Annotated in this window: 18 protein-coding genes; 10 read left to right on the top strand and 8 right to left on the bottom strand. The window is 33.8% G+C overall.

The features are described 5' to 3' along the window. The gene (locus GB234_RS05280; protein ID WP_151893463.1) at positions 1-525 is read left to right on the top strand and encodes an MFS transporter; all 525 of its coding nucleotides are present in this window, start codon (positions 1-3) and stop codon (positions 523-525) included. Positions 526-545: 20 nt separating this feature from the next. After that, on the top strand, positions 546-2,231 hold the full coding sequence (locus tag GB234_RS05275) for a hypothetical protein (RefSeq protein ID WP_151893462.1): 1,686 nt from the start codon (positions 546-548) through the stop codon (positions 2,229-2,231). A 90-nt stretch (positions 2,232-2,321) separates the two neighbouring features. On the opposite strand, the gene GB234_RS05270 is transcribed toward GB234_RS05275, so the two are convergent. Together GB234_RS05270 and GB234_RS05265 are read right to left on the bottom strand one after the other, a co-directional pair. Continuing rightward, positions 2,322-4,247, bottom strand: coding sequence for a putative porin (locus GB234_RS05270; RefSeq protein ID WP_235906057.1), 1,926 nt, complete (start codon positions 4,245-4,247; stop codon positions 2,322-2,324). A 272-nt stretch (positions 4,248-4,519) separates the two neighbouring features. Then, complete coding sequence (locus GB234_RS05265; RefSeq protein WP_151893461.1) at positions 4,520-5,125, bottom strand: fasciclin domain-containing protein; 606 nt, start codon at positions 5,123-5,125, stop codon at positions 4,520-4,522. A 313-nt stretch (positions 5,126-5,438) separates the two neighbouring features. Between GB234_RS05265 and rnhB the strand changes: the two genes are divergently transcribed. The 4 genes from rnhB (at position 5,439) to GB234_RS05245 (ending at position 10,178) form a co-directional block, all read left to right on the top strand. Continuing rightward, on the top strand, positions 5,439-6,038 hold the full coding sequence (gene rnhB, locus GB234_RS05260; RefSeq protein ID WP_151893460.1) for a ribonuclease HII: 600 nt from the start codon (positions 5,439-5,441) through the stop codon (positions 6,036-6,038). Positions 6,039-6,120: 82 nt separating this feature from the next. Next, entirely contained in the window at positions 6,121-8,550 is a 2,430-nt protein-coding gene (locus GB234_RS05255; RefSeq protein ID WP_151893459.1) for a hypothetical protein, read from the top strand. A gap of 309 nt (positions 8,551-8,859) precedes the next feature. Continuing rightward, positions 8,860-9,495 (top strand): hypothetical protein, encoded by a 636-nt coding sequence (locus GB234_RS05250; RefSeq protein ID WP_151893458.1) that lies wholly within the window; start codon positions 8,860-8,862, stop codon positions 9,493-9,495. Next, positions 9,492-10,178 (top strand): TapB family protein, encoded by a 687-nt coding sequence (locus tag GB234_RS05245; protein WP_151893457.1) that lies wholly within the window; start codon positions 9,492-9,494, stop codon positions 10,176-10,178. The genes GB234_RS05250 and GB234_RS05245 overlap by 4 nt, the downstream gene beginning before the upstream one ends. 65 nt (positions 10,179-10,243) lie before the next feature. Here the strand turns inward: GB234_RS05245 and lipB are convergent, their stop codons facing one another. The 3 genes from lipB to GB234_RS05230 are packed head-to-tail and all read right to left on the bottom strand — an operon-like array spanning position 10,244 to position 11,937. Next, positions 10,244-10,939, bottom strand: a complete 696-nt coding sequence (lipB, locus tag GB234_RS05240; protein WP_151893456.1) for a lipoyl(octanoyl) transferase LipB — start codon at positions 10,937-10,939, stop codon at positions 10,244-10,246. Between the two features lie 12 nt (positions 10,940-10,951). Beyond that, a complete protein-coding gene (locus tag GB234_RS05235; RefSeq protein ID WP_151893455.1) occupies positions 10,952-11,776 on the bottom strand; it encodes a hypothetical protein in 825 nt (274 codons plus the stop codon). A 2-nt stretch (positions 11,777-11,778) separates the two neighbouring features. Continuing rightward, positions 11,779-11,937 (bottom strand): YqaE/Pmp3 family membrane protein, encoded by a 159-nt coding sequence (locus GB234_RS05230; protein ID WP_151893454.1) that lies wholly within the window; start codon positions 11,935-11,937, stop codon positions 11,779-11,781. A gap of 95 nt (positions 11,938-12,032) precedes the next feature. On the opposite strand from GB234_RS05230, the gene GB234_RS15305 reads away from it, so the two are divergent. The 4 genes from GB234_RS15305 to GB234_RS05210 all read left to right on the top strand — a co-directional run bounded on the left by GB234_RS15305 (position 12,033) and on the right by GB234_RS05210 (position 17,109). Beyond that, complete coding sequence (locus tag GB234_RS15305; protein WP_151893453.1) at positions 12,033-13,088, top strand: helix-turn-helix domain-containing protein; 1,056 nt, start codon at positions 12,033-12,035, stop codon at positions 13,086-13,088. Between the two features lie 111 nt (positions 13,089-13,199). After that, positions 13,200-13,625, top strand: a complete 426-nt coding sequence (locus tag GB234_RS05220; protein WP_235906055.1) for a DUF1573 domain-containing protein — start codon at positions 13,200-13,202, stop codon at positions 13,623-13,625. A 136-nt stretch (positions 13,626-13,761) separates the two neighbouring features. Next, entirely contained in the window at positions 13,762-15,453 is a 1,692-nt protein-coding gene (gene lysS / locus GB234_RS05215) for a lysine--tRNA ligase (RefSeq protein WP_151893452.1), read from the top strand. 18 nt (positions 15,454-15,471) lie between these two features. Further along, entirely contained in the window at positions 15,472-17,109 is a 1,638-nt protein-coding gene (locus GB234_RS05210) for an FG-GAP-like repeat-containing protein (RefSeq protein WP_151893451.1), read from the top strand. Positions 17,110-17,175: 66 nt separating this feature from the next. Here the strand turns inward: GB234_RS05210 and GB234_RS05205 are convergent, their stop codons facing one another. From GB234_RS05205 to yiaA, 3 genes are all read right to left on the bottom strand, one after another. After that, the gene (locus GB234_RS05205) at positions 17,176-17,739 is read right to left on the bottom strand and encodes a GDYXXLXY domain-containing protein (protein ID WP_151893450.1); all 564 of its coding nucleotides are present in this window, start codon (positions 17,737-17,739) and stop codon (positions 17,176-17,178) included. Between the two features lie 16 nt (positions 17,740-17,755). Next, positions 17,756-19,006 carry a DUF2157 domain-containing protein gene (locus tag GB234_RS05200; protein WP_151893449.1) on the bottom strand — a complete coding sequence of 417 codons (1,251 nt, stop codon included), beginning with the start codon at positions 19,004-19,006 and terminating at the stop codon, positions 17,756-17,758. Positions 19,007-19,086: 80 nt separating this feature from the next. Then, positions 19,087-19,581 (bottom strand): inner membrane protein YiaA, encoded by a 495-nt coding sequence (gene yiaA / locus GB234_RS05195; protein WP_151893448.1) that lies wholly within the window; start codon positions 19,579-19,581, stop codon positions 19,087-19,089. Positions 19,582-19,920: the final 339 nt, after the last annotated feature.

Here is a 19,920-nt window from a genome sequence, read left to right as displayed (position 1 = left end):
ATGACACTAGAAATCATAGTATTTGTACTGGCAATCCTCTTTGGGATTATCATTTACTGGACTGAATCAAAGAGCAACCGCATTTATCGTTTTATCAATCACCTTACACACAATGAAGAGCTCCAAATGAAGCCAGAAAACCGGAAAGGTTTTTTTCATTTACAGCCATTTCTATTGCGACTAGTGTATATCACATTATTATTTGTAATTGCTGCAGTTATTGTAAGTTTTACCACACCTATAAATGCATTCTATGTACAATATTTTGTATCCGCAATCGTAGGGACTATAATTGGCAGCTACATTGCTTCTATCTTTTTGTTTGCTTCAGAAAGAACGAAAAAAGAAGCATTACAACAAGCATTTGAAAAAGGAAAAGACCGTGTGGAAGAATTTGTTGACGATGTTAAGGATAATTTTGAAACAGAAACACCCAAACCACAATCAAAAACTGAAACTAAGATTAAAGACGCACCTAAGAAAAGTGCAAGAGACAGGTTTAAGGATAAAGGGATGATCAAGTGATTAACAATTAACAAAGTGATATGAAAACATATTGGCAAAAAGGAGGAAAACAAAAGCGCATCATTATCATTGGTGGGGTAATTTTGTTGTTACTATTGTTTTTTCTAAGAGATGACTATCAACCAGCGTTGTTATTTCTTCGGAAATATATCTTCATCATCCTCTTGAGTGTTTTATTCCTATGGTTTACACTTTCTAAATTTAGAGCTGCCGTAGGTGCAGGAAAACGAATACTTATTTTAATAGGTATCGTAGCCTTTTTTGTTACGGGTTGGTTCTTGGGCTGGAATACTGGAATGTATAATTACATGCAAACTTATAATGTATTTAACAATCTTAACCTCGTAGAAATTGACGAATTACCACTTACTCGTAATGAACGTATACAGCCATACAACAATATTGTGACGATGGCGTATGAGTCTATTGGTGAAACGCAAGAAGTCTCTCCGCCACAACTAGTGCGTGTTGATAGTGTAAACCAGTGGACAATGGCTGTACAACCTGCAAAGGAATATTCATGGCAACGCATGAGCGATAATACAGAGGAAATTTTTACCGTAGCGAGCACCTCCCCATTCCCAAGATTTGCTGGAGAAAATAGAATTCCCGTAACATTTGCTATTGGAGAGTCATTAGCTTTTTCACGCAATACGTATAATGCAGTAGTGCAAAGATTTAATTTCTTTCAATTATTTACGTTAGAGCCTAGTGAGGTTTTCTACATGAAAGATGATACAGGAAAATGGGTGCAAGTAGTGAGTTTAATTAAGTGGAAAGGTTTCTTTTTCCCTTACCCTTCGTATGGCGGCGTTATGATTATTGAACCAGGCGAACACGACACAACAGATTATTTAGAGCGTATAACAATAGGAAAAGGAACCTATGTTGCTCCAGACCAAACGCAACAATACCCTTTCCTCACAAAACAAAACACCCTTGCTGAAAACGTATCAAGATTACAAGCACAATCATTACAGTTTCTTGGTGGGTTTACAGACCCACTACCTTGGAATATGGAAACCGCGGTTAAAATTCCAGATTTAAAAGACGATGAAAACCAACAACCCTTTGTAACAGATTTTGATTTTGCAGATATGCCTTACGATGCTTATAATGGTTTGCATCATTGGTTTGGACTAGAACCTATTGGCGAAGAACGTACAAGTTTAGCGTTTAGTGTTCTTGTTCCAGCAGATGGAACAGACAAATTATACTATTATAATCATGGCGCAAAAAAAGAAGGTCTTGCGGGAGTTAGTGCCATGCCCCTTAAGGTAATTGAATCTAGAAAAGAATACGATTGGTCTGTAAACAAACCTGTTGAGTTTAGGCCATTTATCAAAAAAATAGCTGGACGCAAACGCATGTTTGTCATTAGCACAGTTGCAGCAAAACGTGACAACAGCAAAAAATTTGACGGTGCTGCAACGCCAGATTTGGCTTTAATTGACACAGAATATCGTGATGTAATTTGGGTAGATGCAAAACATCCCTCCACTTGGGAAGAAACCATTTTAAAACAAATGGGCGAAACATGGCAAACAAGTGAAAATTTAAGTGATGAAGTTTTAAATTCTAGTAAAAAGGATATAGATTTAAATCAAGAAAATCCTTTGTTTGAAGCGGATTCAGTTTTAAGAAAAAACGAAGTCAATGACTCTCTGAGAGCTGCTGCGCAAAGAATTTTGGATAGTTTGAATTAGATTGCACTTAATTTTATAATAGATACTAATCTAAATAATTCTTTTAAAAGAGAGTTTTCAACTAAGATTAACCCAAAAATGGTTATTTTTTTAAAGGAAGAAATCCCACACTAACCCAAAACGTATTACAGCATCACGATAAGGATATCCTGGAGCTGAGAAAAAATCGTTTTCCTTTTTAAACATGTGGTTGAAGTTTTCCCATTTAAAGAAAATACGGGTTTGTTTAATTTTTCCGTTGAAGAATAAATCTATTAGTGGAAATCCACCTATTTCTTGTTCATTTTGCACGTAGAATTCAGCAAGTATTGGGTCATAAGCATTCATATTGTATTTAGTAAAATACTTAAATCCTATTCCAGTTTCTAAATACAAAGCCTTTTTAAACCACTCATCCTTGTAGTACAATGACTGTCGAGTTATTATTTGAGGTACGTTAAAAACTTCATCCCCGCTTACTGTATTTTGATACATTACTGTATTCATTAACGCAAATTGCTTCCACTCAAATTGCTTTTCAAGCTTTATTTTTAAGTAATCTACACGGTCGCTAAACTGTTGTGGTGTGGGCGTAGAATCGTTAGGCTGTATTCCGAAATATGTATAATCATCAATCCCGGTGTAACTTATTGAAACATCAGCCAATTTTTTTGATTGGAGCTGAAATTTTAATTCTTGGGTTTTTACGTTATTAAATTCAGTTTTCCAGTTGTAATTGACATAGTCATTTTGATACAAAAGAAGATTAAAATTAGGCGCTACACTGTGAATACTAATTGAGGCTGTTGCCTTATTGTCTTTATCAAGCGCATAGCCTGCGGAGCCTTCAATATAATTACCATCAAAATCACCATTGATGTTTATTGCTGCTTTTCCTTTAAGTTCAAATCCGCGATATTCTTTTTGGTAAGCTCCCCCTACTTCTACTATGTTACCTTTAAGGCGGTTTGGGATAAATTCATCCGTAAGTTGGATAACCGTATTATACCCATAGTTATAGTCAGTATATTTAGTAAAGGCGCTAATATTTCCGAAGAGACTACTCGATAAATTTGCATATACGCTAGTATTAAAATCCTCTAGTTTTGTCTTTGTTAATAACCCCGAATTTTCATAAGAATTACCGTAAGGTGTGTAAGGCGCAACTTGTCTGTACTCAAAAAATTTATCCTCATACGTTACCGTATTCCCTATTTTGAGCACGTTGTAATTAACACTGTCTCTCTGTGCAAGCAGCTCATATTCATGTTCTAAATAAAAACGAAGTCCTTCAAGTTTGTTCTCCGCGTCTTCAAAGTTTACATCAAGTCTACCACGGTCTGAAAACTCATCATCATCTGCTATAAATAGCGCAAGTGAATTATCATTAAGTCCACCATTTTCTTGATTCAATACATCTTGGGCAGCAACATGAGCGCGTATATTATATTTTTTATTTTTTGTATGATAGTTACTAGTAAATGTAAAATTACCAGTACTTGTTAATATATGCTGATACTCACCAAGGGACCGAACCCCTTTATAAGCAAGCGAAAAATTAAATTGCTCTGAAGTGTTTACTGTAAAAAAGGCATCTAATTGTTGACCTTGTTCAAAGGCGGTTTTAAAGTATAATTCTGTTAATGGAGTTGGCACGTGAAAATAGTTGATATCCTCAATATCGTAATAATTGAAATGATGTGATTGCGCAACAAATTTAGGCTTCAAATGTTTACTGCTGAAATCAACCGCAAGCGAATTATATGTTTGGCCCACATTTGAGAATGGTAATAATTCAAAATCATCTCTACGCAAATAATTAAATTTGTAATCCTTTTGAATACTTAATGTGGTATCTAGATATGTAGTATCTCGCTCATGCGAAATTATCTCATACATATCAATAGGTGGTTTTTCATTTTTAGGCGGTGCCTTAATACGCTCAACATCAACTTGAGCAGAGCTTAAGACTATAAAACTGAAAAGAAAAAAGAAAAATAAATAGTGCTTCATTGTACCTATTAACGTATATCGCAAAGGTATATTTTTTTTATTTCTGAAATGTGCTTTTGACTTTTGATGTAAAGGTTATTTATTTTTAAAAACTTTACATAAAAAAAACGCATTAACTTGCTGTTATTGCGCTCAATACTTATTAGAGAACAAAATAACCTCACATTATTAATCTCTCTTTATTATATCTATTTTATATACGAGGAATTTTAAGTTTTGGTTTTTACTTAAAAAAAAATAGTACTAGTCATAACAACTAGTACTATTTTAATTACTAACTAAAACTTAATCCTTCTTTATTTTGAAGGTAATACAACTGTATCAACAACATGGATTACACCATTTGATTGATTTACATCTGTAATTGTAACCATTGAAGTACCGCCTTTTTCATCTTTTAAGATTACATTTTTACCCTTAAGCGAAGCAGTTATAGTACCTCCACTTACTGTTTCGAACATTGCAGTACCATCTCCGTCTTTTATAGCTTGAAGAATATCTGCCGCTTTAAAATCACCTGCTACTACATGGTACGTTAATACCCCTTGTAACATTTCTTTATTTTCTGGCTTTAATAAAGTATCTACAGTTCCTTTAGGTAATTTATCAAATGCTGCATTGGTAGGGGCAAATACAGTAAATGGTCCTTCGCTTTGTAGTACATCAACCAATTCTGCTGCTTTTACTGCAGCAACTAGTGTAGTATGATCTTTTGAGTTCACTGCATTCTCAACAATGTTCTTATTTGGATACATTGCTGCTCCACCAACCATTACTGACTTCTCCTTCATTTCTTTTTTCATATCCTTATCTTTCATCATTTTCTCTTGAGCAAATGATGCGCTACCTGCCAATAGTGTAATTGACAATGCGATTGCTGATAACATGTTTGATCTTTTCATAATTTTGAATTTTAATTTAATACTAAGTTTATTAAGGTTTGTTTTGCAAGATTAACGAGTGATTCTTCTATTTGGTTTTAAGTTAGGATCGTTTTAGTACTATTTTGGCAGTGTTTTAACTTTTGCAAAAATGAAAACCTTTATTTATTATTAACAACAAAGTCAGACAACATACTGATTATAAATACTTAATATTCATCTGCCATAGTATCAAACTTTTAAATTTTCATATATGGACTATATTGCTGTTATCGCCACTTTAATGGGCAACTTGAATTAATTGTTTCTATTTTTGCTCCTATATTTATTAAAAATGCTCGACCTTAAAATAAATCAACATCTTATTGAATGTGGCACAGATGAGGCTGGAAGAGGTTGTCTTGCTGGCCCTGTTACCGCAGCCGCTGTGATACTTCCAGATGATTTTAAGCATCCATGGTTAACAGATTCAAAACAACTTACAGAAAAAAAAAGGGTAGAATTGAAGAGCATCATTGAACGAGAAGCAATTACCTATAGCGTAACGCATGTAATGATGGAAGAAATTGACAAAATCAATATTTTAAACGCATCTATTTTAGGTATGCATCGCAGTATTGACAAACTAAAACCTATGCCACAATTTATTGCCGTAGATGGCAATAGATTTAAACCATACCAAACTATTCCTTTTAAAGCTGTTATAAAAGGAGACAGCAAATATCTACACATTGCCGCTGCGTCAATACTCGCAAAAACCTATAGAGATGAATATATGAGGCAACTACATGAAGAATTTCCTGCTTACGGATGGGCAAAAAATAAAGGATATCCCACAAAATTACATCGTGATGCTATAAGAAAACAAGGCCCCACAAAATACCACCGTCGAAGTTTTAGACTATTACCCGAACAATACACATTTGACTTATAAATAACATACGTTGTTGAAAAACCCTTTAATAAAGTGTGTTAAATCTTATTTAAGAGACAAAATAGCTTTGTACTTTTATCATATGAAAATTGGAATATATAGTATTGTAATATTAATAATCCTGAGTACGCTTTTTGCATGTGAAAACACATCAAGAAGTGACGCGCCACTCTATCAATTTCTTCCAGAAAACACAACACTAGTATATAGAATAAACCAAGAAGATAGTAGCTCCCAGTCTTTCAAAACGATACTTAAGGATTTTCAAAACAATACGCTTTTTTCAAAAACAGAAAGAATTATGTTCAATAATTCTTTTATTACAAATCCTATTATCAAACAACTTGAAATCACGGGGGAAAGTATACTCGCTTTTTCAAATAGTGACAGCCTTGCTTCACACTATACATATATAACCAAGCAGCCTAAGAAACCAATAGTACTTGATAGTATTAAAGACAAAAAGGTAGAAACACTCACCTTTAATAAAAAGAAAGTAACTAAAGTTACTATAGGAAAACAAGTACATTTTTACACCTCTATAGATAGCACATTTGTAATAGGATCTCACTTATCTCCTATTAAAAATATAATAGGAAACATAACTTTTAACGACAGTACATTTCAAAAACTAATACAGTTGCCACCTAAAAACGGACTAACAGTATTAAAAAATAACAAGACTAAAAACGTATGGACTTCTGTTCATATTATTAAAGATGACCCTGTTACTCAAGCAGCAGGCATTTTAATGGAGCGAGACACTCTTAAACCGCTTCTTTCATACTTTAAAGGACAAACACCACAAGAGCTGACCGTGCCGTCAATTATACCAAGTGACGTAAATACTGCAACCGTTTTCACCTATAATGATGCAGAATTATTATTTAAAAATCTTCGGAAATTTAAAAATGATTCTACAAAAGTTGTTTTAAGAATAGCCGAATCTTTCAATGAAATTGCGAAAGTTTCTCGAGAAGGTGAGTCCTTTTTAATTGCAAAAAGTATTGACAGTCAAATAGCTTTTGAAAACCTTGAAGCTGAAATTTCGGAAGTAAAAGAATTTAGAAATACCACTATTTATAAGTTTAACTCACCAGATTATTTTAAAAATAAATTTGGACAAATCATAGCGCTTGATGGTGCTAATTTTATGTTCGAGTTTAATGGTTACTTCATTTTTTGTTCTTCAGAAATTTCCGCAGAAAACATAAGTAGTGCCATTATGAGCGGTGCTGTTTTATCAAAATCAAATGCTTATAAAGACATCAATACAAACCTTACCCGAACTATAACATATTGCGAAATAGGTAGTGATAAAGCTGTGCCTCAAATGTTGAATAGCCTTATTGGAGAGACTGAAAAAAATATAAACTTCAAAAAAATAAGCGGCTACGATCTTGCAATCGCTCAATATACTTTTGAAAATAACTTTGCACACCTCAACTTTGTAACTAGCGAAAATAGTGGCAATTCGACTGCTATAGCTGGTGTCTCGGCACCTTCATCGATTGCTATAAATGAAACTATTCTAGGAAATCCCGTATATTTCTCAACACGAGGAAATCGCAAAAAAAGCATTGCGTTTCAAGATGTTACAAATAATTTGAATGCTCACTCTAGCGATGGCACATTGTTGTGGTCAAAAAAAATTGACGAGCCCATTTTAGGCGATATTAAAGAAATAGATATTAAACGTAATGGCAGAAAACAACTTGCGTTTGTAACTAAGAATAAAATGTTTGTTGTGGATGAGAACGGCAAGGATGTTTCCCCATTTCCTATTTCGTATAAAGATGAAATTACACAACCTCTTGCAGTTTTTGACTATGATAATAATCGTAAATATAGATTTGTAATTATACAAAGCAATGAAGTGATAATGCTTGATAGTAAAGGTAAAGCCGTAAAAGGTTTTACATTAAAAAAAGCTAAATCTAAGATAATTGCTACTCCACAACACATACGGTTAGGTAATAAAGATTATTTGTTATTTCAAGAGGAAAGCGGGAAGTTAAATATTTTAAGTCGTACAGGAAAAGAGCGAATTAAAGTTTCAGAAAAATTTAAACTTAATAAATCTGATGTTCAAAAAGATGGCAATTCATTTGTGTTTATAACTTCAGAAAATGAACAAAAAACAATATCGCAAAGCGGAAATGTGACTACAAAAAAATTGAATGTTACCACAGATTATTTTTACAATATTGATACTAAATTGAAGGTGTCTTTAAATGATAATTTGCTTAGGGTTAATGGTAGATTGATTGAATTACCCTTTGGCATTTACACAAAACCTAATTTGTTTTTCTTTAACAAAACAGGCTATATTACCGTAACAGAATCACAAGAAAATAAAGTCTATGTTTATGATAATAATGGTACACTTATAAACGGCTTCCCAGTTTATGGAACTTCTGCAGCGATCATCACTGATGTTTCCAAATCAAAATCTCTTCAAGTATTAGTAACTGCGGATGAAAAAGAATTTCTTTTATATACTATTAACTAGGTATAATTTTTAATCAAAATAAAATTTTTGACTAAAATTGCTACCTCAGTTTTTATAGTTTCCTCTATAAATTTTTAAAAGCTTATTTCGGCTTTGCCTAATATTAGATTGTATTAAACAACTACGCTTCTCTAAATGTTATAATAAATTAGAATATAAAAACTGTTTTTAAATTGTGTTTGCAATTTAAAATTCACCTAAAAAACACACATCTTAACTATTTGATTTGCTTATCATTGTGTACATTTATAAAATAGCCTTAAAAGCAAATAATAGTTTAAAAAAGTAATAATTTTTACAATTAAAATTATGAGACTAACCGCAATCACGATGATATGTACCACACTCATACTTATGAGTAGTTGTAATGATGAGAAGAAAAAAGATGTTGAAACACCTCAAACTGTTGAGAAAGCTACTAGCATTAAAAACGCCAATAGTGGTTTATTAAAACAAACAGCAAGCTATGAAAAACTTTTCAATAGAGAAGGAAAGGGTTGTGATTTTGTCTCGATTGAAATTATAGCAAAAGCCTTACAACTTGACAAAAGCTTAATAACACAAGGTAATAACAACTGTAATTTTTATTTAAATGAGGCAGATGGTAAAAGAACTCGTTTCTCTTTTTTAGTGGCTCCCATGGGCAAGAATGCTATTTCAAAAGAAATAAAAACAGCAATTGAGAATGAAGAAAACTTTGGGAAAGATTCTTTATTAAGTCAATATAGAATAAGTGAAACAGGAGACACTTATTTATCTATGCATCAAAATAGAATGGTCCGTATATATAATGAAATGGCAGAAAATGCTATTATTATCTTTTATTTTATAGAAGCTGTTCCTAATGACAGTGATATTGAAATAAAAAAGAGTCTTAAAAAAGAAGCGCTAGAGCGCTCTTATTCTATTGCAAATTATTTACTGAACACCAATAAAACATTATGAAAACTATCATCACTTGTATTTTTGCTATAATTATAACAACCACTATAATTGGTCAAAATGATTGCAGTACTTTCTATCCTTTTAAAGAAGGCACTAAAACCGAAATTACAACTTACGATAAAAAGAATAAAGTAGCTGCAAAAGTAACATACGTAGTTTCAAGCGTTTCAAATAATAATTTAAAAAGTGTTGCGGCTATGCAATCTACTATCAAAGGCGCAGATGGTAATGAGATTTCTCAAACTACTTACAATGTGACTTGTAGTAATGATGGTATTGAAATAGATTTCAATTCTATGTTTAGTCCACAACTGGCAATGCAGTTTAAAGATATGGAAACAGACGTTTCTGGAACTAATATTATTTTACCAAATAATTTAACCGTAGGGCAAACATTACCAGAAGCAACAATGAATGCTAGAATAAACATGAGCGGCATTACAATGAATATGGATGTGAAAATGACAAACCGTAAAGTAGTAGCGCAAGAATCTATCACTACTCCAGCTGGAACATTTGATTGTTATGTATTAGAATATACTAGTGAATTGAAAATGGGTATGAGTAAAAAAGGAAGTGCTAAACAATGGATTGCAAAAGGGGTAGGAATGGTAAAACAAGAAGATTATAATAAACGCGGAAAAGTTACAAGCAGTAGCCTACTTACAAGTTTTACCAAATAATAAAACAAACTCCATATTTAATATAAAAACCCTCAAGGCATATCACACTCTTGGGGTTTTAGCTATTAGATTTCAGCTTCAAAAAGCGCTATAAAATGTTTTATTAATTTACCTTTAACTTCATCCATGTTAATTTCGGCTTTGCCTAATTCTACGTTTAATGAAGTAACAGCCTTACCCTTAATTCCACAGGGAATCATATTGTCAAAATAGCCTAAGTCTGCGTTTACATTTAAAGCAAACCCATGCATGGTTACCCATCTACTAGCGCGAACGCCCATAGCACAAATTTTACGCGCAAAAGGAGTTCCTACATCAAGCCAAACACCAGTCTCACCTTTTGATCTTTCAGATTTTACATCATACTCAGCGAGGGTTAAGATGACCATTTCCTCTAACAATCTTAAGTATTTATGGATGTCTGTAAAAAAGTTTTCTAAGTCTATAATTGGGTATCCCACAATTTGCCCTGGACCGTGATAGGTAATATCGCCACCACGATTTATTTTATAATACGTAGCCCCAATCTCTGCAAGTTTATCTTTTGAAATTAATAAATTTTCAAGATCACCGCTTTTCCCTAATGTATATACATGTGGATGTTCCACAAATAAAAAATGATTAGGCGTTTTAAGATGTAACTCCTCTCGCCGGTTCCTTATTTTTAAATCAATAATCTCTTTAAAAAGTTCTTCTTGGTATTCCCAAGTTTCTTTATAATCCTTAAGACCTAAATCCTGTATATCAATTTTTTTATTCAAATGTTCTTTCTTTTACTCTTCAAGTTTAACCTCAAAATTTCTTAAAAGTTCTTTATCATCTGTCAATTTTTTCCAATCCACAGTAAACGTAACTGTCTTTCCATCTTCAGATATAACAGCGCCTTCGTGCGAAACAGATTTTATCTTTTTAGGAAATGTATATTCTAAAATCATGGTAGATTCCTTGAGCATATCTTCAAATTGACCTAACATACCATCCATCATATCTGAAGCCGCTTTTTCTTCATCAGTCTGCTCCTCTTCTTCAATGTCCATATCAAACGTCTCACCTTCCTCAACCAATTTTTTTGGGTCAACGCGCCTAAAGGTATTATCAACAAAGGTATACGTTACTTTTTCCTGCCCAAGCATATCATTTGCACCACTATTAGCTGCGCCACTTTCATTTTGACCACTTTGAGATTTTGCAATATTGAACATTTCGTCCATCTGGTATGAAACAAATGCAATATCATCAAACGTCTTAAATGGTTTATTCATTTCCATTAAAAAAACACCTTCTTCTTCATCCATCACCATATGCATATTCATATCCTTCATTGCTTTTAGCTGTTCTTGCTTTTCTGGCGAAAGCTTTGCAATACTATCTTTATATACCACCATCAATTCATTAACACTAATCAAGGTATCCATCTTTACCTTTTCTTTTTTAGACGTTGATGGCCCCATTTGTTTAGCCATCTGCATCATCGTAGTTAAATCAAACGAGCTTTTATAAGTACCACCCATATCCTCATTAAAAGTAATACTCTCGGTCACGTTGCAACTTGTAAATGTCAATACAGCTACAATTGCAATTAAAAATAAATTTCTCATAATTACTTTTCCGGGTTATTTAATATAATTAATGCTGCTATAACGCCCGGAATCCAACCTAAACAAGTTAAAATCAAGACAATTAACACAGAGCCACAACCTCTGTCAATAACAGCTAGAGGTGGAAACAAAATGGATAATAAAACTCTCCAAATACTCATAGGGTACAAAATTAAGATTAATTCAATTAATACGTCGGTGTAAATACGTTTTGTTACATATCATAAAATAGTATCTTAGTAGCTTAACTTCGGAAATGTCACAACCTCAAAAAATAACTTTTCTCATTTTACTTTTGTGCTCATTGAATATAACGGCGCAGTATCATTTCAGCGGAAAAGTAACCGAAGAGTATGCCAACGGAAACATATATCTGTCTTTAGTAGAAGATTACCGAAAAATTAACGGTGTCCATCCAGAACAAATCCTTAATAAAACTAGAGCAGATAGCAGCGGTCAGTTTACCTTTCAAGGTGATAACCTTAACAAAGAAAACCGAATTTATCGCATCCACATTGATAATTGCACAGAGGAGGAACAACAAACTTCTCATTTTACAGGGCATTGCCTTAATAGTAAAGAGATTGTATTTGTGGCAAACAATACAACTAAACTTGAGTTGCCTTTTGGCTTTGAAAACGAAATGTTTTGTCGTATTGTTTCGCCAAATGAAAGAGCAAATGCATTTCTCAAAATAGACTCTCTCAAAAACGACATGCGTTTTGCATTTGGAACCTATCGCAGTGAAGCAAACCGAAAAGTAAACTCAAAAAAATGGTTTAATATTTTACAATTATACGGCGAACAACTCAATGAACCACTCGCTGAATTATATAGTTATACTTTTTTAAGTGATCGCTCAAATGATCTACATTCTTATTATGTGGAGGATTTAAAATCAAGCGATTATTATGACAGTTTATTAAACAGGCTGGAAACAACCTACCCCAACTCTACTTACACAAATCAATATAAAGCCGAACTTGCTGCAGATAAAATGCTAATTGCCCCGTTTGAAGACAAAGGGTTGCCGTGGTGGATATATTTGGTTTCGGGTGTTACTATTATTTCTTTCTTCTTCAATCTTTATTTTTTAAAACAATTAAAACAAACCAAGCACATTTCAGAACAAAAGCAATCACTTTCTTCTCAAGAACAAAAAGTATTGGATTTAATTCTACAAGACAAAACAAATAAAGAGATTGCTACTGAAATATTTGTGAGTATAAGCACTGTAAAAAGTCACATTAACAATCTTTATAAGAAGCTTGGCGTAAAAAACCGTGATGCAGTAAAGTCTCTATATAACTAGGTTTACTGAAATTTACACCCCGGTCTAGTCCTATTTTCATCCCTAAGTACTTTCGTTTCTTTATCAATAATTAAGATGTTTGAAGTGTATTAATCACAAAACATTTTAATTATGAAAACTACAGTAAACACATTAAAAAAAGCTGCATTACTTTGCATCTTATTAGTAGCAACTGCACAAATTAGTAGTGCGCAAATGGCTTTTGAAAACGCAATAACTCCTGTTGCTATAATTGATTTTGAAGTCCAAATTGTTGAGTACGGTACCATAGATCAAAATAGTAATGGTGAACGCACCGTTAACTTTAAAAACACTGGGGATGCTCCATTGATTATTTCTAGTGTAAAATCTAGTTGTGGTTGTACTGTTCCTAGCTATGAGAAAAAACCTATTGCTCCTGGTGCTTCAGGAAAGATAACTGTAAAATATGATACGAACAGAGTGGGTGCTTTCAATAAAACCATCACGGTCACATCTAATGCCTTTGAGACAACCAAGTTGTTAAAAATCAAAGGCACAGTTGTAGCTACTAAATAAGACTATGGAATAGAACGGATTTGAAACAGGGATGATCTGTCCTTTTCAAATCCGTTTTTATAATCTAAGAAATTTCAGAAGAAAAAAGCCGCGTAAAATGAGCAAATAGGCTAATTTTGTGCTTTAAATTTTACACATGCAACTTTCTGAATTAGAAATTATCCGTAGAGAGAAACTCTCACAACTTAGAAGCCTAGGTATCAACCCGTATCCAGCCGATTTATTTCCGGTAGATCATACGAGTAAACAGATAAAACAGGATTTTAAAGAAGGTAAAAAGGTAATTATAGCCGGAAGATTAATGTCCCGCCGTATTCAAGGAAAAGCTTCTTTTGCTGAGTTACAAGACAGCGAAGGTCGCATACAGGTATATTTTAATCGTGATGAAATTTGTACGGGAGAAGATAAAACACACTACAACGAGGTATATAAAAAATTACTTGATATAGGTGATTTTATAGGTATTGAAGGGGAGCTTTTCACTACTCAAGTAGGAGAAAAAACGGTGATGGTTAAAGACTTTAAATTATTGTCAAAAGCATTAAAACCTTTGCCACAACCCCGCGTTGATGCTGAAGGAAAAGTACATGATGCATTTACGGACCCTGAGCAAAGATACCGTCAACGTTATGCAGATTTAGTAGTAAACCCACATGTAAAAGAAGTTTTTATTAAAAGAACGAAGCTCTTTAATGCTATGCGTACTTTTTTTAATGAACGTGAGTATTTTGAGGTTGAAACACCCATTTTACAACCTATTGCTGGAGGTGCTGCTGCACGTCCATTTATGACACACCACAACTCGCTTGACATCCCTTTATACATGCGTATTGCAAATGAGTTGTATTTAAAAAGATTGATTGTAGGTGGTTTTGATGGCGTTTATGAGTTTTCCAAAAACTTTAGAAACGAAGGAATGGACCGCACACATAATCCAGAGTTTACTGCGATGGAAATTTATGTGTCTTACAAAGATTACAACTGGATGATGGATTTCTGTGAGCAGTTGTTAGAATTTTGCGCTACCGAAGTTAATGGAACTACAAAAACAACTTTTGGTGAGCATGAAATTGACTTTAAAGCTCCTTATGCCAGAGTAACAATGGCAGAAAGCATTAAGCATTTTACTGGATTTGATATCACAGGAAAAAGCGAAGATGAGATTAGACAAGCTTGTAAAGACCTCGGAATTCCAGTTGACAAAACAATGGGGAAAGGTAAATTGATTGATGAGATTTTTGGTGAGAAATGTGAAGGTAATTACATACAACCTACATTTATTACTGACTATCCAAAAGAGATGAGCCCCTTATGTAAAGAACACCGAGACAATCCTGAATTGACAGAACGTTTTGAATTAATGGTCTGCGGAAAAGAGATAGCAAATGCCTATAGTGAATTAAATGACCCTATTGACCAGCGCGAACGTTTTGAAGCACAACTAAAACTTGCAGATCGTGGTGATGATGAAGCAACCGCATTTATTGACTACGACTTTTTACGTGCACTTGAATACGGAATGCCACCAACTAGTGGTATGGGAATAGGAATGGACAGATTAATTATGTATTTAACAAACAATCCATCAATCCAAGAAGTACTATTCTTCCCTCAAATGAGACCAGAGAAAAAAGCGGTAGCGATGAATGATGAAGAAAAAGCAGTATTAGCTATTTTAAAATCTAATGAAAGAATGGCCCTTGATACCCTTAAAGGCGAAAGTGGTTTAAGTAATAAAAAATGGGATAAAACCATTAAAGGCTTGACAAAACACGGTGTTGCAAAAGTGGAGAAAACCGAGGAAGGGTTATTTGTTGAGGTTGTTTAATTGTTTTAAAATTTCAGTATGAAAAACCTAATTACGCTTATAACTATTATTTGCCTAAATACAGTTGTAAATGCACAGGATGTAACGTTTACTGAGCAAACTATTACGCCCACAAATCTCATTTACGGGATTAGTGATGTAAATGGTGATTATCTTGATGACATAATTATACCTAAAGCAGACAATCTTTTTATATATCATCAAAGTACTGCTGGAACTTTAGAAATGACGACAATACCCACTACGGTAACTCATGGTGCTGAGTGGAGCCTTGCTGTTGCAGATTACGACAACAATGGTATTAATGATTTAATGTATGGAGCAGAAACTGGCGTAAGTTTTTTACAGGCAAATGTTGACGGAACTGCATTTACTGAAAATGATACAAGCACAACCTCAATTTTCTGTCAACGCGGAAATTTTATAGACATCAATAATGATGGATTTATTGATGGATTTATGTGTAATGATGAAAGCCCTAATAATTATTTTATTAATGATGGTACAGGTAATTTTTTACCAGACAATCAAGGAGGCATAGGTGACACACCAGGTGGTGGCAACTACGGCTCTATTTGGTTTGATTATGATGGAGACAAGGATATGGATGTCTACATTTCAAAATGTATTGCTGGTGGTGGAACTGGCCCAACAGATCCACGACGTGTTGATCAACTACATCGCAATAACGGCGATGGTACATTTACAGATGTTGCTCCAGCGGCAGGTGTAGATTTAGGAGTTCAGTCTTGGTCAACAGCAACAGGAGATTTTGACAATGATGGCGATATGGACTTGGTTGTTGCTGATCAACACAATAACGAAATAGGCACAAAATTGATGATTAACAATGGGGATGGAACGTTTACAGATATGACAATGGGCTCTGGATTTGAAGGGCAGGATCAAAGTGTTACAATCGTAGCTTTCGACTTTAATAATGATGGATTTATCGATATTTATGCAGAGTTTGGGCAAGGCATTTTCTTGAATAATGGTGATTTAACATTTACTCAAAATACAACCGACATATTAGGTAGAGGTACCGTGGGAGACATTAACAACGATGGTTTTTTAGATATAAAAGCAACCACAACAGACAAACTACTTGTTAATAATGGCAACTCAAACAATTATCTAACATTAAACCTTAAAGGCATTGAAAGCAACCCTAACGGCATAGGCGCCATCATCACAATAACGGGAGATTTTGGAACTCAAGTGCGGCATGTACAAAGCGGCATTGGATTTTTACAAGCGCATACATTAAATCCACATTTTGGCTTGGGCGATGCAGCACAAGTAACCTCAGTATTAATAGAATGGCCATCTGGAGTGGTAGATTTTATTGAAAATGTTTCAGTAAACGAAGCACTATTTGTAGAGGAAGGAAGTAATCCCATTTTAGGAATTTCTGAAATTTCAACAAATACAACTATCGAATTATTTCCTATTCCAGCGACAACAACTTTAAGTATAAATACTTCGGAAATTTTAAAACCTAAAGCTCGGATTACTTCATTATTAGGTGTAGCAATAAACGCTAACATCCAAAACAATACCGTCAATATTCAATCGCTAGCCAGCGGAACATATTTCCTTATTTTGGAAACTGAAAACGGACAACGTTTAAGTAAGAAGTTTGTTAAAGAATAAAAAACGACCTTTAAAAAAGGCCGTTCCCATCATCAAAATAAACGCTGAGTGCTACTCGGCGTTTTTCTATTCTGTGCGATTTTTTAAAACATAATCTTTGATAGAAATCTCATCTACAATAACATTTTTTAAAATAGCTTGGCCTTCTTTGATATAAACTAGCCCGTAGCAATTTAAGGGTAGTGTGTCTCTAGTTGCATTTCTTACATAGACCTCAGCTTCGTATGCTTTTGATTCTTCCATATAAAATCTATTAAATGGAAGCTGGAAATGAATAGTATCTTCATAAAAATAACCCGAATCAACTTTTATATAATCTTGCATATTATCCATTTTTTGGGCACTTGCATGTGTTGCTTGTGCAAAACCATTGGTGTCATTTTCAATATAAACATAAAACTCATCTACGTTAAAAAGAGAAGAATCTGTTATTTTCAACTTGTTCATTTCATAATTTAAAACTATATACTTGCCACGCAACGGGTCGCTAGGATCTATAGGAATCGTTTTAAATTTATAGGGAGTTCCCTCTGTGAGTACTGCTTCTTGTTGGTAAATCATTTGCGCTGGGATAAACCATTGTGCTGCAAATAGTGCCACAAGGATTATAGGTGTTAATAATTTATTCATGGCTTCTGTTTTTTAATTATTGTTTTTTAAACATGGAATAATTGGCGACAAAAAATCCGACTCCTATAGCTACAAACAGTACACCTCTTATTACGAATGAAATTTCGATATCGAAAAAACGAAACGCGATGAGCGAAGTAATAATGAGCAATCCATAATTGAGAATGCTAAATGCGTTGCGTTTTGAGCCTAGATATATTGCATATAACCCCATAGATAAAAGCAAAATATTTGTCAAAACCATAGGTATCATTGAATCAAATTCTTGAAAGAAAAAGATGCCCGCGAAGAGTAAAAATGCATACTGAAAAGGGTTAAATATTTTCAATGACTTTTGACGAAATAAATAAATTAAAACCCCAATCGCACTAGCGATTAAAAACCCTGTAATATAAATATCAGTCACATTTCCGAAGGTCGCACCATCGTTCCACACCCACCTAAAACTGGCAATCAACAATGTGATGACCGTTCCTAACGACCCAATGAGGAGATAGCCGTTGCGACGCATTTTTTGGCTTTTAAAATATGTAAGATGCCCAATATTATAAAACAACCCAAACAACGCCATATACATTACAAAACCCACTGTATCATTTCCAGAAACAAAGGCACCTAGCGAAATCAAAATACTCGCAGGCACCAGCCAGTGTAGCATTCCCGTGCTATTATCGCTTGGCGCTATCTTAATATTTTTAAAATATGCAGGCAATACAAACAGCACTAATGGAATATACAACCACGGAATATCATCATTAAAATATCCCACATTACAGGCGTAAATCGTGGCGAACAAAAGATGTAATAATAGTGAAGCATACGACTTTAAAAGATAGATTAAAGGTGCAGCGAGCAACATCCAAGTCAAAATTAAAGAGGACATACTGCCACTAATATTATAAATCTGGCTAACCAGTGATAAACTCGCTCCAATCCCAAAGAATAAAAATGTAGCCGAGCCTTCTACCCAAGACTTCCCCTTTCTTTTAAAATAAGAAAATGCAACGGCAATTTGCCCAATAACTAAAGGCAAAAATGCCCAAATAGTTTTTGTTCCTCTACTAAAATCATCCCAATTATGAGCGATTATCAAAATAACACCTAAACCCACGAGCAAGGAACCTAGCACGCCAAAAATGGCAAAAAGTTTGTTGGGCTCTGCCTGTTTTTTTGTGTCGTAATATTCTAAAATATTGTTCTGAACCTCAGTTGAAATAACCTGAGCTCCTACAAGCTCATCGAAGTCTCTTTCTAATTTTGACGTCATATTTTTTTATTTAATTAATGTTGTTTTGTGGATTGCGTACTAGGTAAAAAGCCCAGCACGCAACCTCTTAAAACTAATAGTTAGCTATTTGCCTTTTCATCTAGAAACTTAACGTCCCTAGTATTTTTCTGCACTGCGACAGCGGCAAAAAGCGCTAGCGTGAATGACATTCCGTAAAATCCTTTTTCACTAAGCTCAATGTCTGCATTCCACAAACCAATTATTAACAATACAATAGAGGCGATGGTGGTAAACCAGCTTATCCCGTAATACATATCTGTCACTGGGATCCCCTCTACTCTATCCCGCACACTTTTTTGTACGGAGACCACTGAGAAAAGACCAAATAACAGAATGGTAAAATAATAGCCTTTTTCATTCAATTCCATCCCCACATTCCATAAACCTATGCAATAAGACACCATCCCTATTAGTAATGCTGTCCAAGAAGCACCAATAAATGCTGGGCTTGGTTTACAATTAAAGTCTTCTACTTTTTTACTCTTTTTAGTAACAACTTTCTCCTCAAATGCAGGAGCGTTTACAGGCTTCTTTTCATTAAATACATGTTCCATAATTTTTGATTTTGATGATTTATGCCGCTCTAACTAAAATATAAAACATATAATTTGTTTCTTTTTCGTCCACATATCGCTATAAAATAAAACCGTAGCTAAGGCTATGCTTTTATTTTTTAATCTCATTTGAACAAAAAATAATTCAAATTAAGAATGCTCCATATTTCAATTAAAACGGCATTAAAATTATTTACCCCACAAAGATGCGGTGGATTAAGTTCTTCGGAAATGTTACTTTTTATTAAAACTTACGATTTAAAAAAACAAATATTTAATTAATAATACTTTATTGAAAGAAGCCAAAGTGTGCTTTATAAACAAAATTTGAGTGATTTT

The sequence above is a fragment of the Patiriisocius marinistellae genome, from assembly GCF_009014635.1.
GTDB classification, from domain to species: Bacteria; Bacteroidota; Bacteroidia; order Flavobacteriales; family Flavobacteriaceae; genus Patiriisocius; species Patiriisocius marinistellae.
This window is presented reverse-complemented; position numbering and strand designations above follow the sequence as displayed.